At 29.0% G+C, this 14,222-nt stretch carries 11 protein-coding genes and 1 pseudogene; all 12 read left to right on the top strand.

What is annotated here, in order from left to right; genetic code table 11:
* Window positions 1-438 (top strand): annotated as a pseudogene (locus tag SY27_RS08190) (type IV secretion protein Rhs); the annotation flags it as partial.
* A gap of 597 nt (window positions 439-1,035) precedes the next feature.
* The gene (locus SY27_RS08185; RefSeq protein WP_045969039.1) at window positions 1,036-1,344 is read left to right on the top strand and encodes a hypothetical protein; all 309 of its coding nucleotides are present in this window, start codon (window positions 1,036-1,038) and stop codon (window positions 1,342-1,344) included.
* A 141-nt stretch (window positions 1,345-1,485) separates the two neighbouring features.
* Window positions 1,486-2,661: a hypothetical protein gene (locus SY27_RS08180; RefSeq protein WP_045969037.1), complete on the top strand. Its 1,176-nt coding sequence runs from the start codon at window positions 1,486-1,488 to the stop codon at window positions 2,659-2,661.
* The gene (locus tag SY27_RS08175) at window positions 2,662-3,021 is read left to right on the top strand and encodes a hypothetical protein (RefSeq protein ID WP_045969035.1); all 360 of its coding nucleotides are present in this window, start codon (window positions 2,662-2,664) and stop codon (window positions 3,019-3,021) included.
* A 77-nt stretch (window positions 3,022-3,098) separates the two neighbouring features.
* A complete protein-coding gene (locus tag SY27_RS08170; RefSeq protein WP_045969033.1) occupies window positions 3,099-4,607 on the top strand; it encodes a DUF3289 family protein in 1,509 nt (502 codons plus the stop codon).
* Window positions 4,608-4,631: 24 nt separating this feature from the next.
* Window positions 4,632-5,069: a hypothetical protein gene (locus SY27_RS08165; RefSeq protein ID WP_152640737.1), complete on the top strand. Its 438-nt coding sequence runs from the start codon at window positions 4,632-4,634 to the stop codon at window positions 5,067-5,069.
* Window positions 5,070-5,133: 64 nt separating this feature from the next.
* On the top strand, window positions 5,134-6,240 hold the full coding sequence (locus SY27_RS08160; protein WP_045969028.1) for a hypothetical protein: 1,107 nt from the start codon (window positions 5,134-5,136) through the stop codon (window positions 6,238-6,240).
* Window positions 6,241-6,258: 18 nt separating this feature from the next.
* The gene (locus SY27_RS08155) at window positions 6,259-6,753 is read left to right on the top strand and encodes a DUF4280 domain-containing protein (RefSeq protein ID WP_045969027.1); all 495 of its coding nucleotides are present in this window, start codon (window positions 6,259-6,261) and stop codon (window positions 6,751-6,753) included.
* Window positions 6,754-6,764: 11 nt separating this feature from the next.
* Complete coding sequence (locus SY27_RS18180; RefSeq protein ID WP_052705225.1) at window positions 6,765-8,996, top strand: glycoside hydrolase family protein; 2,232 nt, start codon at window positions 6,765-6,767, stop codon at window positions 8,994-8,996.
* On the top strand, window positions 8,980-10,026 hold the full coding sequence (locus tag SY27_RS18175) for a hypothetical protein (RefSeq protein ID WP_152640736.1): 1,047 nt from the start codon (window positions 8,980-8,982) through the stop codon (window positions 10,024-10,026). The genes SY27_RS18180 and SY27_RS18175 overlap by 17 nt, the downstream gene beginning before the upstream one ends.
* A gap of 180 nt (window positions 10,027-10,206) precedes the next feature.
* Window positions 10,207-13,119, top strand: a complete 2,913-nt coding sequence (locus tag SY27_RS18170) for a M23 family metallopeptidase (RefSeq protein ID WP_052705221.1) — start codon at window positions 10,207-10,209, stop codon at window positions 13,117-13,119.
* A 27-nt stretch (window positions 13,120-13,146) separates the two neighbouring features.
* Window positions 13,147-13,941 carry a hypothetical protein gene (locus tag SY27_RS18165; protein WP_052705220.1) on the top strand — a complete coding sequence of 265 codons (795 nt, stop codon included), beginning with the start codon at window positions 13,147-13,149 and terminating at the stop codon, window positions 13,939-13,941.
* The last annotated feature ends 281 nt before the right edge of the window (window positions 13,942-14,222 follow it).

Here is a 14,222-nt window from a genome sequence, read left to right as displayed (position 1 = left end):
ACTAAGATTATCATGAATGATGCAGAAGGAAGTGTTTTTGTAGAAGACCCAAGTGGTAATACATGGATGATGGATGGTAAAGGTAATATTAGTGTTAATGCTCCTAATGAAATAACATTAAATGCGGGAACAAATATAAATATGACTGCTGGTCAAAATATAGTTTCTTCAGCAGGTGTTAATATGATTGAAACAGTTGGTGTAGATAAATCTTCAACTATAGGAATGATGAATAATACTTTTGTCGGAGGAAGCAGCATGTTAAATGTAGTAGGTGATTTAATGGAATTCATAACAGGTAATTTACAATCAAGCACAGAAAAAGATAGAGTTGTCAGTAGTAAACAAGGTATAACTCAATCGACCGAAGGAGAAGTTGCAAAACATTCTCAAAAAGAGGTGAAGTTAAATAGTACAAAGAAATCCAAATTATACTAAGAAATGGGAAGAATCCGACATGTAGGAGGAGCAATAACTAAAGAACAGGAGGAAACGAAATTTACTTCGCTGAAGGTGATATTGTGATTAATGCAGTCGGGAATATAAATATTACGTCAACTAATGGAGTAAGTTTTGGTGAGCCTGATTAAATGAATAAAATTGTCAAAATAATTTATTTTTAGTTACACTAGTTGTTTTTAAGGGTGCTAATATTTGCTATTGATAAAATTGAAGCCAATAAAAATATTGAAACTTACAAGACAGAAATATTTTGAACATAGTAAAATTAGATATGAAGTAGGAAAATATAGAGAATTTCCTATGTGAAAATTTTAAATAATGCTGCCTATGAATGGGAAGTAATTAATTTAAGAGGATTATAAAAGATATTTTCTTTTAAATACACACTATTACGGTTTTAAACCTATTAAGAATAAGCCTTGTTGGAAAACATATTTTTACTTATCAATAGGGATGAGTGATATATCAATAGGTCAATGTGCGCAATTCAAAAAAAAGACAATTAATGTATGATGAATTTGTTTCTCATCGGTTATTCTCTTTTCCGATTTGGTAATTAATTCAAGTTGTTAGTTGCGAAATAAAAAAGAAAGAATTAAAAACTATGTTTACCCATATACAATTTATAACGGTTATGTCGATTTACACGGTTTTCCTGTTAGAGCAGGAATGAAAGTAGTTGAGATTAATAGTTATAGAGAAGATTTATCTTTTTCAAGCAAGTTTGGTTATGTAGATGACGATATAGACGGTGTTAATGATTCTGGTAATACTACTGAAACTTTTGGAGGCAATTATAGAGCATCAGGAACAGAATGTAGAGAAGGGCGTTTGCAATATTATGAATTAACCTACACAGCAAATGGCGCATTGAATATTTGAAAGTAGGATATGAATCATTATCAGAATTTAATAGTAGAAAAGAAAGAGAGAAAAAATAGTTAAGTAAATTATTGAAAATTAAATATTTTAAAGTGCTTTTAAGTAATTGGATTTATTATTATCAATTAAAACGGGATTAAAATGACACGCACAAGATTAGTAAAAGGGAAAATAACAGAAAGAACAGGTGGTAATGAAATTTACTATGCTGAAGGCGATATTGTTATCAATGCAGGTGAAATGATTAGTATAACTTCTGCTAAAGGAGTGATTTTTGACAATCCAGAGAAAGCACCTAATAATGAACAAACCGAAGTAAGTTTGAAAATTATAAAAGATAATTTTCTCCCACTAGGACTTAAAAATTTTAAAGGAGAAACAGAGAATGATAAAATTAAATTTGAAATTCTGTCAAGAAAAGGAACAGCAAAAGGATTAACTTTCCTTATTAACCATAATGGAAATACTTTGGTTACAAAAAATATAGATGAGATTGCAGTAGGAGAAAAAGCATTAATTGAGTGGAACGGTTTTTCAGATGCCAAAATATATGATAGTACAGTTTTCAATGAAGGAGAGTTAATAGTTGAGGTAACTGGTGCAGATAATGAAGTAAAAGAAACTATAAACGCGAAGTATAAAAAAGTAAAATGGGTTGATATAAAAATTGATGATAACTCAAAAAATATTGACGTTACATTGAGAGTGAATCTTAAAGATGGCGGAGTTATTGGTGATGGTGTTCCAAAATATACTTTTTCAGACTTAGAGTCAATGGCTCTAGAAGGATTGAAAACATATTGGAGTAGAAATAGAACTAGAACAAGTTTAATTCCTCCAACAGATTTTGTAACAATTAATAATGAAGAATACTTGGTTACAGTAAATGCTCTAAATTCTCAAGAAAATGCAATGGATGATATTAACCTAACATACAATAGTGAAACTAAAAGGATAAGATCAAGCAACCCAGGAAGCGTAACAGGCGTGTTGTCGTTTTTTGCAAACATTTTTGTGCCAGAAAGAGTAGTTTTTAATTCCCATTCTTTTAGTGAAGAACGAGATTTTAAGCTTACAGCAGCTCATGAAATAGGACATGAATTAATAAAAACATTTGGAGGAGAAGGTTATTCTTATGCTCATGAAGGAAGTTCAACGTTATTAACACAACAACAAAAAAATAACCCTCTACCACTTACAGGAGAAAATAATCTAATGGAATATTATAGTGATAATTACTATGATTTTGATAGAACATTAGCTGCAGAAAAAGATGTGTTAGGACTATTGTGGTGTTCAATTATTAAAATAAAATAGATGAAAAAGATTCCGTTTTTAATGATTATAATATTTTTAACCTCTTCTTGTGTTACAAGATTAAAAACACCTAAAATTGAAGGAAGAGTTTATAATGTAAAAAATGAACCATTGAAAGAAGTAAAAGTATGTTTGAATGATGAATGCGTAAACACAAATGAAAAAGGATATTTCTCTTTTAATAAAAAAACATATAAAGAGTTTGTAATGATTGGAGGAGAAGCACCAGCCGTAATCTATAACCTAAAACTTTCAAAACAAACATATAAAGACACAATAATTAATTATAAAAATTTATTTGGAGGATCAAATGTTGACCTGTTAATAAAATATGATTCAATTATCCTTCATGAAGAATAAACGTGATATGATATAAAAAGAGAGTAATTGCTTTTAAGAACATTAATAAACACTTGTATTTATAATTTTTTTAAAAAATGACAAGAATTAGACGTGTAGGAGGAACAATAACCGAGAGAACGAGAGGAAACGAAATTTATTATGCCGAAAATGACATTGCTATCAATGCAGTCGGAAATATAAGTGTAACTTCTGGTAAAGGAGTAGTTTTTGGAGAGCCAGAAACTCCACCTGTTTTAAATCAATATTTTGTTAAAGGTTGGTGGTCTTTGGATATAGAGGGAAATAAAAAAATAAAAAGTGCAATTCCAGGAATGACCGTTTATTTTCATCTTGAAACTAAAAATATTCCAAACGATAGTTCCGTTTTTATGACATTATTTGAAGAAGATAATAGTGAAAATGAAGCAACACAAAATGAAGATGATAAAATTACTTTAATTAATTCTTTAACAAAAAAAGAAAGTTTTTCAGAAAAAGTATCGAATAATAAAATTGTAAAAACGATAACATTAAAAAATATAGATTCTTTTATTCAAGATGAAGTTGATAAAGTTTTAGAACTCTATTTTAAATGTAGTTACTTTAATGAAGCAGGGCAATTTCCAATTAGTAAAGATGAATACTTAAAAGTGGGGCAAATTATCGTTGATAGATATAAAATACCAGGATTGAATGAAAATGGAACAGATTCTGCCGATGATTTGTGTTACGGGTTTGGAATAAAAAAAGGAAGAAGTATATTTGAAAGTAGTGAAGTAAGTGACTACGTATCAAGATATGAAGAAAATGGATTCGACGAAATTCTAGATGAAAAAATCTCGAATAAAGCAATATTATCGGATAAAAATGGAAAAGCAAAATATAGTGAAGCAGAATGCTATAGTGCTGCATACAATGCAAGAATACCATTTACAAATATTGATATACCTATATCTACAGGATTAGACATAAGAGTTTTTAATAATTTGTCTGATGATGTTTTATTTTGGGACTTTGAACAAACAGCTTCTTTATATTTTGCTACAGGACTATTAGAAACAAATCTGAAACAGATGATTGCAAAATTTAAAGCTAATGAAGGAGGCATTTATGAAAATGAAATATTAACAAATGCAATAATAGAAAGTGAAGTCACAAAAAAATATTGCAATGATGTAGAAGAATATTTAAAAACTAAAATAAAAGAAAATAGTACAGAATTACAAAAAATAGAAGATAAAAAACCATATCTGGGTAATTATGGTGATATACAGATAGATAGAGGGAATAAAAATAAAACTTTTACACGACCAATATATAATGTTAATAAAATGGAAGGTTTGACAATTGCATTAAATGACATTTGGGCAACTCAAATAACCATTAAAGAAATGGAAAATGATAATAACAATTATACTTGTAAATATGAAGTTATACTTTGGGATCATTTTGGGTTAGATTTACCAGATATGGAAAAAATATTTAATATTATACCAAGTGTTGGGGAAGCATTTGTAACATGGTTTATTTTACAACATTTAAGAGGATATAAACCATTTATAACAAAAATTAAATTTGAAAAAGAGTTTGAAGGAACTTTCTAACCCTAATTTTATATAATTTGAAAAATGAATAAATTAATAATCATAATAAGTTTTTTTATAATGTCATGTAATCATCAAGAAACATTTATCGATTTAAAAAATCATTCAAGAAAAGGTACTTTTAGTAGAGGAGAAGATAAAGGAAAATTTTTTTATTATCAAAGCGTATTAGTTTCTGGTATTTCGGAAGATTTAGAATCTTTTAAAAATGAATTATTAACGTACCATTCAAAGAAAATAGATTCTGTATTTCAAGATAATAAAACAATACAATTCAGTTCAATTTTTTATAAAAAGAATAGTAAAACATCCTATTTTATTGATAACAGTGATGATCCTGGAGGATTTTCAAGTGAGATTCTGTCAGATTATTATGAAGAATATGGAATAGCAGAAATAATAACCAAAAAAATAGACAATTCGGATAGCTATAAAACAGAAATCAAATTTTCAAAAATGTAGAAATAGTCAAAACGTATAATTTTTAAAACCCAAATTGTTTTTTATATAAATTCCTAAACTTTATATGAAGTCAAAATACAATATTTATAAGCTAAAAGAAAATGACACTTTAATTAATGTTGCAAAAAGATTAGAAAAAACGCCACAAGAAGTAGCTCATTTTCACAATGTTTTTGCTAACCAAGAAAGCTTAATTGGAGTCACTTTTCCAAAAGATTTGCAAGAGTTATATATACCACGTTCAATAAATGAAAAAGAATTAGAACATTTACCAAAAGTAAAATTTAATGGAGGAACTAAATTGGGAATTAAATCATTTAAGAATGTTTTACTATATCAAGTAAAAAATCAAGTATTTTCCCAAAAAAAAATATATAAATATAACTATCAAATAGAAGTTAAATACATAAAAAAAGTAAAAGAGAATTATTGGTTTGAAGTCAATAAATTAAACAAGGTAAAAGACAATAAATTAGACGGGAACTTATATAATGTTATCGAAAAAACAGAGGAAGTTTTTTATCCATTGCAACTTTTAATTTCAGAGGAAGGAAATCTAATCGAGATTTATAAACATGAAGAAATAGTAGAAAGATGGCCGAAATTAAAAACATCAATTTTAGAAGAATTTGAAGGAATAGTAATTGAAAATTATCTTTTGTATTATGAGAAAAACATATTTGATAAAGAAAAATTGCAAACATTACTTTTTAAAGACGTTTTTTTAAATACATATTTTAGTCAAGTTTACATTGATTATTCGTCACAGTATAATGTTAAAAGACCATTATATTTTCCTTTAATTTCAAGGATTAAAGACGTTGAATATGAAGTTGAACAAAAGATTGATCCTTATGTCAGTAAAGAAAAACAAATTCATATAGAAATAAATGGACATGTCAATGATAAAAGAGTAAAATTGGATTTCGAATCAAATTTAGACATGCCATTTTTCTCTCGATTTGAAAATTCAAATGAAAAAGTAGAAGGGAAATTTAAAGCAAAATTCAATTTAAATTCAAATAAGTTTTTCATTGAAAAAGCAGAATTAACAAGCGAATTAGAACTAGATAGTATTCAGAAAAATGAAATTTCAATAGAATTAATAAGCAATTCTTTAGTTACTAAAACGCCAAAAGAATCATTAAACACGATCGTCAATAAGACATAATATAATAAATTATGAGTCATGAGTGATAAACATATACTAGTACAAGGAGCTACTGTTAAATGCAAATTTAGTGTAGAGCCCAAAACAGATAAATTAAAAGTCTTATCGCATAGTAAACATTATGCTAATGATCAAGATGGTTCCGAGAAATTAATTGGAACAACAAAAGAAATTGGTCAAACTTTGGAAAAGAACACTTTTGGAAAATGTAAATTACAACCTACAAGTAGTGATTATTTACCTTGTAAAGCAGTTATTACAAAATGGAGTAATTTTTATAAAAATGTAACACTGTCTAATAAAGGTCAAATTCTTATAGAAGATAGTAAAGCGACTTGTCCAATAGGAGGTGCAGATTGTATTAGTGTAGTGAATCACGGACAAAAAGGGAATGCCAGTAAGCAAGAAGCAAGAAAAACAGATGATCAAGCTGCAAGTAGTATAAATCCTGTTGCTGATACTAGTGGTTTTAAACAGGAGCAAGAACAAAATCCGGGAACCTACGTAGAGTAATATTTTAAATTATGAAAGGAATCAAGGCAATACAAGGGAAAACACAAGTAGTGGCAGGACAATGGGAAAGCTATACTGTTTCAGAATGGCATAGTCAAACACCATTGGCAAGTAGAGTAACATCATCAGTAAAATGGGATATATACTATTTGGAACCTGGAAAACCACCACTTTTAGTCTTGCAAAAATCGGAAGGAAGAGTAAGATTTAGAGAAGAAGCAATAGGAAGAAAATTTCTTATAGTTGCTTATATGTATGAGCCTACATTAAATGATTCAAGTTCAATAGAAATTACAATAATTGGAACAGAGAAAGCAGAAATATTAAAAATAGACCTTACCGATGTTAACGATCAACCAATTAGTGGTCCTTTGGCTTATGGTCAAACAATAAATGCACATGTTCATACAACAGGAATGCAAGGTGTTTCTTTAATGTTGTCATTATATGAAGATGACGCACAAGGTAGTGGACATAGTTCAGAGAATGATCAAAATCATCTCAAAACAATTACGGCTGAGGTTGGAAGTAACGGTATTGCTTTTACTCAATTTATGTTAGAACCCGATTTTCAAAGAATTGCAAATGCTTATTTAGCAAAAGGCGATAGTGATGAAGGAGCTTATCATGAATTTTATGTAACAGCTCGTGGTATGGGAGAAATACCAGGATTAACATCTAGTGGTAATGTAAATGTAGCAAATCCACCACAAGAATCACCAGTACCTTCAGAAGATAATACTTCTACGGAAGAGTCAAATAGCGCTGAAACACCAGTAGAAGCAGAACCAGTTAAAAGTGAGTCTGTAACTGTTGATCCAGGAGCTATTGATGTAGAAGTACCAGAAAATAAAACACCAACTACAATAGAAGAAGTAGAAGAGCCAAAATGTGGTGAAGTATATTGTATTAAAAAAGGAGATAAAAATGAACTAATACGAGAGGTAAATATTCGTTTAGCAGGTTTTGGAGGAAATGTTCCTACAGATGAATTTACAGATAGGACCGAGAAAATGATAAAACAGTTTCAAAAGGACTATATGAAAATACCCGAAACAGGTAAGATTTGCGGAAATGTTTTAAGAGCAATTGACGAATTTCAGTCTAAATATAATTTTACTTTTGACGAAATAAAATGCAAATGTGGAACTTGTACTGGTTTTGGAAAAGGGCTGTATTCTGAAGAAAAACAGGATAGTGCTATAGCTGAAAGAAGTAGAAAATATGAATATCCTGGAATACACAGAAGTATGTTGTCTTCAATGAGATCAGTGATTTTTTATTTAGCTAAAGATGGAAGGTTTTCGCTCAATAAAATTAGCTCAGGATATCGTTGTCATGAAGATAATAAGAATAATAATAGAAGTTCTACAAATCATATGGGAAAAGCACTAGACTTACATTTTAATAAGTCAGGAGTTCGAACTAGAGATAATGATGATGTAGAAACTATTAGGAAAGATATTTTTAATAAATACTTAGGAGCAAAATGGGATTGGAAAGAAAAAAATATCTTTAATTTAGAATCAACCGCAATTGGTGCAACCACATGGGTACATTATGATGTAAGAGAATTTGATTTAGTATATTTAGAAGATACATTTTTTGCTAAAGATATCGCAGGACTTAATGGTAAAAGTATAGTTTTGCTAGCAAATGAATTAGGGTATCAAAATACTTGTATGTGTAATGCAGATGGAAATAATTCTGACAAAGCAGCAGATGGATCTTCTGAAAGGGTTGATCCTAAAGAGTTAACAACATCTGAAGAAGGTATACAGTTTATTAAGGATTGGGAGGATTTTAAAGATATGCCTTATAATGACTCTGAAGGTTATTGTACTATAGGATATGGGCATTTAATAGAGAAAAAGAAATGTGAAGAAATAACAATTCCCGATGAATTTAAAAATGGAATAACTGAAGAAAAAGCTGTTGAATTATTTGAATCAAGACTTGCTGAATTTGAAGAGTCAATACAAAGAGACATCACAGTCCCTCTGTATCAGTATGAATTTGATGCCTTAGTTAGTCTTGTTTTTAATACAGGATCAAATTTTCTAAATATTGGAGGTGCTAATGATGGGGAAACTAAGATAAAGAAAAATATAAATAATAAAGAATATGAAGCTGGTGCAGATGAAATGGCTGATGTGACTAATGGAGGAACATCTGGATTGGTAAAAAGAAGAAATGCGGAAATTAATATGTTTAAAAATAATGTTTATGATTCAACTCATTAATAAAATAAGAATTAGTAGTGTGCTTTTTTTATTACTTTTAGGTTATAGTTGTAAAGAAAAGAAAATTTCAACCAATGAAGTTAGTGCAGATTTTGTCACTAAAGATTCTTTTGTAGAGAATGATACGACATCAATAAATAAGATCAATAAAGAAAATAAATATGAGAAATATATTTATTATGATTCTCATTTTCAAAGTGGAGGGAAAACAGATTTTTCGGAAATCTCGAAGGAAGAAGTTATAGAAAAATTTAAAAACGTTGAGATGTTATTATCAGAAGATACAATTTCTATTAATAACTCAAAATCTTTCTATAAGATTGAAGAAATGGACGCAAAGAAATTTTTTGGAAAGGAATATCTCTATAGTTATTATACTAAAGTATATAAGGATTTTTTTGATATAGATATAAAAAATACAGTTAGTTATATAAATTTAGATATAAATAATAATAATGTTTCTCCATTTAAAGATTACTTTATGGAAGGAGGAGATGCTATTTATTCAAATAATTTGATTTTTTTAAACTACAAAAGATATATTATTTGTTTCAAAAAAGAAGATAATCTTAAAATAATAAATAATCCATCTAACTGCATTGCTAAAAGCGATTTTAAATTGCCATATAGTGTAAAAACTAATATCAAGAATGTAAAATATAATATTCTTAAATGTGATAATATTTTAGGAGTTGAAGACTTTTTATGTAATGAAAAGAACTTAAGATATATTGCCTTACCAAATTTAGAGGATGTACAAATAGTTTTAGTTCCAATGGATTGTTCAGATTTTAATTATCGCTATTATTTACTTACAATATTTAATAGTAAGGTTGTTGCTAATGAATATGTTGAAGGAGAATGGTATGAGCCTGGAGATGATAGTTATAAAGAAATTACAAGTTTTAGTATTGATGAAAATTATAATGTAGAAGTGAAAACGAATGCAGTTGAAAATGGTAAGATCACTCTAAAAAATAAAAATAAATTTAAGATTACAAACAAAGGGTTTTTAGAAAAAATGAACTAGTTCTTAAAATCATACATAATGAATGATACAAATATTTTGCAATGACTATTCTACTAAATTGCAATATTTCGTATTTCTAAGGTACTAATTCGGATATGCTATCTGTGTGCTAAGTAATATTTTTTTTAAACTTTAAGCAGCAACAAATCCAAGAACCTACTTAGAATAATATTTTAAATTATGAAAGGAATCAAGGCAATACAAGGGAAAACACAAGTAGTGGCAGGACAATGGGAAAACTATACTGTTTCAGAATGGCATAGTCAAACACCATTGGCAAGTAGAGTAACATCATCAGTAAAATGGGATATATACTATTTGGAACCTGGAAAACCACCACTTTTAGTCTTGCAAAAATCGGAAGGAAGAGTAAGATTTAGAGAAGAAGCAATAGGAAGAAAATTTCTTATAGTTGCTTATATGTATGAGCCTACATTAAATGATTCAAGTTCAATAGAAATTACAATAATTGGAACAGAGAAAGCAGAAATATTAAAAATAGACCTTACCGATGTTAACGATCAACCAATAAGTGGTCCTTTGGCTTATGGTCAAACAATAAATGCGCATGTTCATACAACAGGAATGCAAGGTGTTTCTTTAATGTTGTCATTATATGAAGATGATGCACAAGGTAGTGGACATAGTTCAGAGAATGATCAAAATCATCTCAAAACAATTACGGCTGAGGTTGGAAGTAACGGTATTGCTTTTGCTCAATTTATGTTAGAACCCGATTTTCAAAGAATTGCAAATGCTTATTTAGCAAAAGGCGATAGTGATGAAGGAGCTTATCATGAATTTTATGTAACAGCTCGTAGTATGGGAGAAATACCAGGATTAACATCTAGCGGTAATGTAAATGTAGCAAATCCACCACAAGAATCACCAGTACCTTTAGAAGATAATACTTCTACGGAAGAGTCAAATAGCGCTGAAACACCAGTAGAAGCAGAACCAGTTAAAAGTGAGCCTGTAACTGTTGATCCAGGAGCTATTGATGTAGAAGTACCAGAAAACAAAACACCAACAGTTATTGGAGCGGAAGATGGCTTACTTAATGCTTATTTTGCTAAAAAAGAATATATTGAAAAGACAGATGAAGATGCAGGAACTTATAAGTACACTTTTGGAGGAAATAAAGCAGCTAACAAAACTTCAACTCCACAGGAAAAGGAAGCTGTTGCAGATGCTATTTTAAACAAAGCAAAAATAAATGATAAGTTAAAGGCTGAAAAACGATATACCACAAAAGAAGCCATTATTCAGTCTTTAACAGCAGAAGAATATGGTAAAGATACTGAGGATAATAAAACAGTTGAACTTAAAACGTTTAAATTAGGACCAAAATTAATTCCTATTAATTCAGCACCTTTAGAAGGAAAAGTTTATTTAGTAGTAGAAACAGCAGGATTAGACGGGAAACAAGCTACAATAACAATAAAAGAGAAAGACGGTGTTATAAAAGGGTCACCAGATGCAATTTTACCTGTTTTAGAAATTACAGAAGAGCAAATGGAGGAAACTGAAACTTCAGAAGAAGTACAAGGAACCGAAAAAAATCAATTTACAGTTACTGTAGAAAATGGCATTGGAAAAGTGCCAATACAATTACGACCAAAATCAGATGAAGATTTAGAACAATGGAAAGAAAAAATTGCTAAAGGGAAAGAAGATGGAAATTATACTTATACATTTAACAATGAAAACGGAACCGCAATAAATGCAGAAAATAAGGCGAAAATAGCAGAAATTATAGTTGTTAATGCAAAAGAAGGAAAATTTGGAAACCCAAAAATGGAAAGTGGTAAAACAGCTTATAAAGAAGATGTGGAAGCAGTATTAGAGGAGAAAACGTATAATAAAGGGGATACTATAACTTTCTCAACATATAAAAAAGAAACAGAGCAATTATGGTTGGAAGCAGAATGTGCAGGCGAAAACAAAAACCATAAAGGCAAATTTTTGAAAAAAGATGGAGCTTATTTTGTAATAGGTAAAATAAAAGAAATTATTTTTCCTTTATTGATAAAGCCCGAAAATGATACAGGAAAAAAATGGGGAAATAATTATTATTGGGCAGCTAGTCAAGGGGCAAATCAAGCAGCATTTAATTCTAACAGATCAAGAGGAACTAGGAAGCATGCGGGGAGAGATTTGTATACTCTTCCTGAGACACCAGTAGTCGCAATATGTAAAGGTAAGGTGTTAGAAGTAAAAAATTTTTACGCGCAAACACATCAAGTAACTGTACTTCACGAAACAAATGATAGAAGGAAATTCATTATTAGATATGGGGAATTAGCTCCAAGTAGTATAACGGTTAAAGAAGGTGATTCTATAACCCAAGGAAAACAAATTGGAGTAACAGGACATCTTGTAGGTATAACTGTTATAAGTGGAGAAACAGTATATATGCTACATTTTGAACATTATACAGGAGAAAAAGGATATGACTTAACTACTGCTTTATCTACAGGAGATAAACCATTTATGAGAAGAACAGATTTAGTAGATTCTATTACAATTTTAGAAGAAGGGTATAAAAATACATTTGGAGAAAATTCAGAAAATCAGTTGTTTACAGAAGAAGATGGTAAGGAAGCTATAACAGAATTATATAATAAGTATAAAGATGAAACATGGAGTTGGAAGTGGGAAGGTTCTGAGAAAGAAATTGAAGTATCAGGAAAAGATTTGATAACAATTGTTGAAAAAATGTATAGATTAGAAACTAGTCATTTTAAATCAAAACAATATCAAAATTGTGGTACAGGAGGAATGGAAGCTTTCGGATCTCCTCCTTATTATGGTTGGGACTCAAGTCTTTTTATAGAACAGCCAGTAGGAACTTGGAGTGCTTATGAAGGAAAAGGTTTGAGTGGAGTAGGTGGAAATGCCCAAATTACAACTACTCAAAAAGAGTTTGTTAAATTACCATCAGTATTGGCAGGAATGGAATATAAAGTGAAATACATTATAAAATATAATGGAAATTATGCTCGCTGGTTTAATAAAAATAGTGAAACGGCTCAAAAAGCTTATGTAACGTCACTTAGGGGAATAAGAGCAAGATTTGTTGAAGGATTGTAGAGAGTAATAATAAAAATAAAATAAGATATGGCAAGAATACTTATACTAATCTTTTTAGTTTTTTCTTTTAGTTGTAAAAAAAGAGTTGATAATATTGAGCAAAGCGTTATTAAAAACGGAAGTACTAATAATAAAGCTGATGTTTCAGTAGAAAATGATTCTGTTACATGCGATGAAGTTGTTCGTAAAATTGTTTTTTCAAGTAATTTAAAAAGCATTAAAAATTTTGATGATATTTTTATCAGACTTGAAGAAATTTCAGATGAAAAAATTATAATTAAATTATATATAGAAAACAACCTTTCAGACAATCCAAATGAAAAACAGATTGTAGAAAATGCTATTTCTTGGCTTGAACTGCAACCAAAAACGAATAAACTCTATGATGTTACATTTGATCCTGAGAATCCTGTAGAAATCAATTTTGATACAAAAATCATAAATAAACATAGTTTAGATAAAATCTGTGGAACTAAAACAAGTAAAAGTATCATAATTGATAATAAAGAAGTACAATGTGAAAGCATACAAGGAGACATGATGACTGGAGAAGAATGTGTTTTTTTAAATAGTGATATTAAAGATATATATAAAGGTATTATTGGTAAAAAACTTATAACAGATTGGAAATATCTTTTAAAAGAAATCCCACAACAAAATAAATCTTTAAAAATAAATGAAAATGGACTTATTGAAATAAACTATGAGATTAGTGAAAATAAAGTGGATATTAATTTAGAGTATGAAGGAGGGGTTACTAGTATTATTTTAGAAAAAAAAGGGAAAAATATTAATAGAATTATAATGCAAAGTGCAGATTGAGTTATATTTATTAATTCAAAAAAAAGAATATCATAAGAAAGTGTTATTTTCTGCATTTTTGTAGATGAAAGTGAAGAAATATCAGTTTTAATTATGAATTTTACTTTTTATTGAAGCAAATAGTTTAAAATTTAATATTTTTTTTATTAAATTTACCTACTTATACATTTTACAAACAAACAAACAAAATCATGGCAATAAGTACACGAATAGTCATCCAAATAGGAGGAGAAACCCTTACGCGATTTTCAAAATTAGTTATTCATCAAAAAGTACATACG

This window comes from Flavobacterium sp. 316 (assembly GCF_000967805.1).
In the GTDB taxonomy this organism is placed as follows: Bacteria; Bacteroidota; Bacteroidia; order Flavobacteriales; family Flavobacteriaceae; genus Flavobacterium; species Flavobacterium sediminilitoris.
Note: the sequence above shows the minus strand (reverse complement) of the source record. Positions and strands in the feature narration are given on the sequence as shown.

Coding starts and splice junctions, on each gene's coding strand:
- SY27_RS08155 (WP_045969027.1), top strand. CDS start 6,259: ATGAGTGATAAACATATACTAGTACAAGGAGCTACTGTTAAATGCAAA.
- SY27_RS18175 (WP_152640736.1), top strand. CDS start 8,980: ATGATTCAACTCATTAATAAAATAAGAATTAGTAGTGTGCTTTTTTTA.
- SY27_RS18180 (WP_052705225.1), top strand. CDS start 6,765: ATGAAAGGAATCAAGGCAATACAAGGGAAAACACAAGTAGTGGCAGGA.
- SY27_RS08165 (WP_152640737.1), top strand. CDS start 4,632: ATGAATAAATTAATAATCATAATAAGTTTTTTTATAATGTCATGTAAT.
- SY27_RS18165 (WP_052705220.1), top strand. CDS start 13,147: ATGGCAAGAATACTTATACTAATCTTTTTAGTTTTTTCTTTTAGTTGT.
- SY27_RS18170 (WP_052705221.1), top strand. CDS start 10,207: ATGAAAGGAATCAAGGCAATACAAGGGAAAACACAAGTAGTGGCAGGA.
- SY27_RS08170 (WP_045969033.1), top strand. CDS start 3,099: ATGACAAGAATTAGACGTGTAGGAGGAACAATAACCGAGAGAACGAGA.
- SY27_RS08175 (WP_045969035.1), top strand. CDS start 2,662: ATGAAAAAGATTCCGTTTTTAATGATTATAATATTTTTAACCTCTTCT.
- SY27_RS08180 (WP_045969037.1), top strand. CDS start 1,486: ATGACACGCACAAGATTAGTAAAAGGGAAAATAACAGAAAGAACAGGT.
- SY27_RS08160 (WP_045969028.1), top strand. CDS start 5,134: ATGAAGTCAAAATACAATATTTATAAGCTAAAAGAAAATGACACTTTA.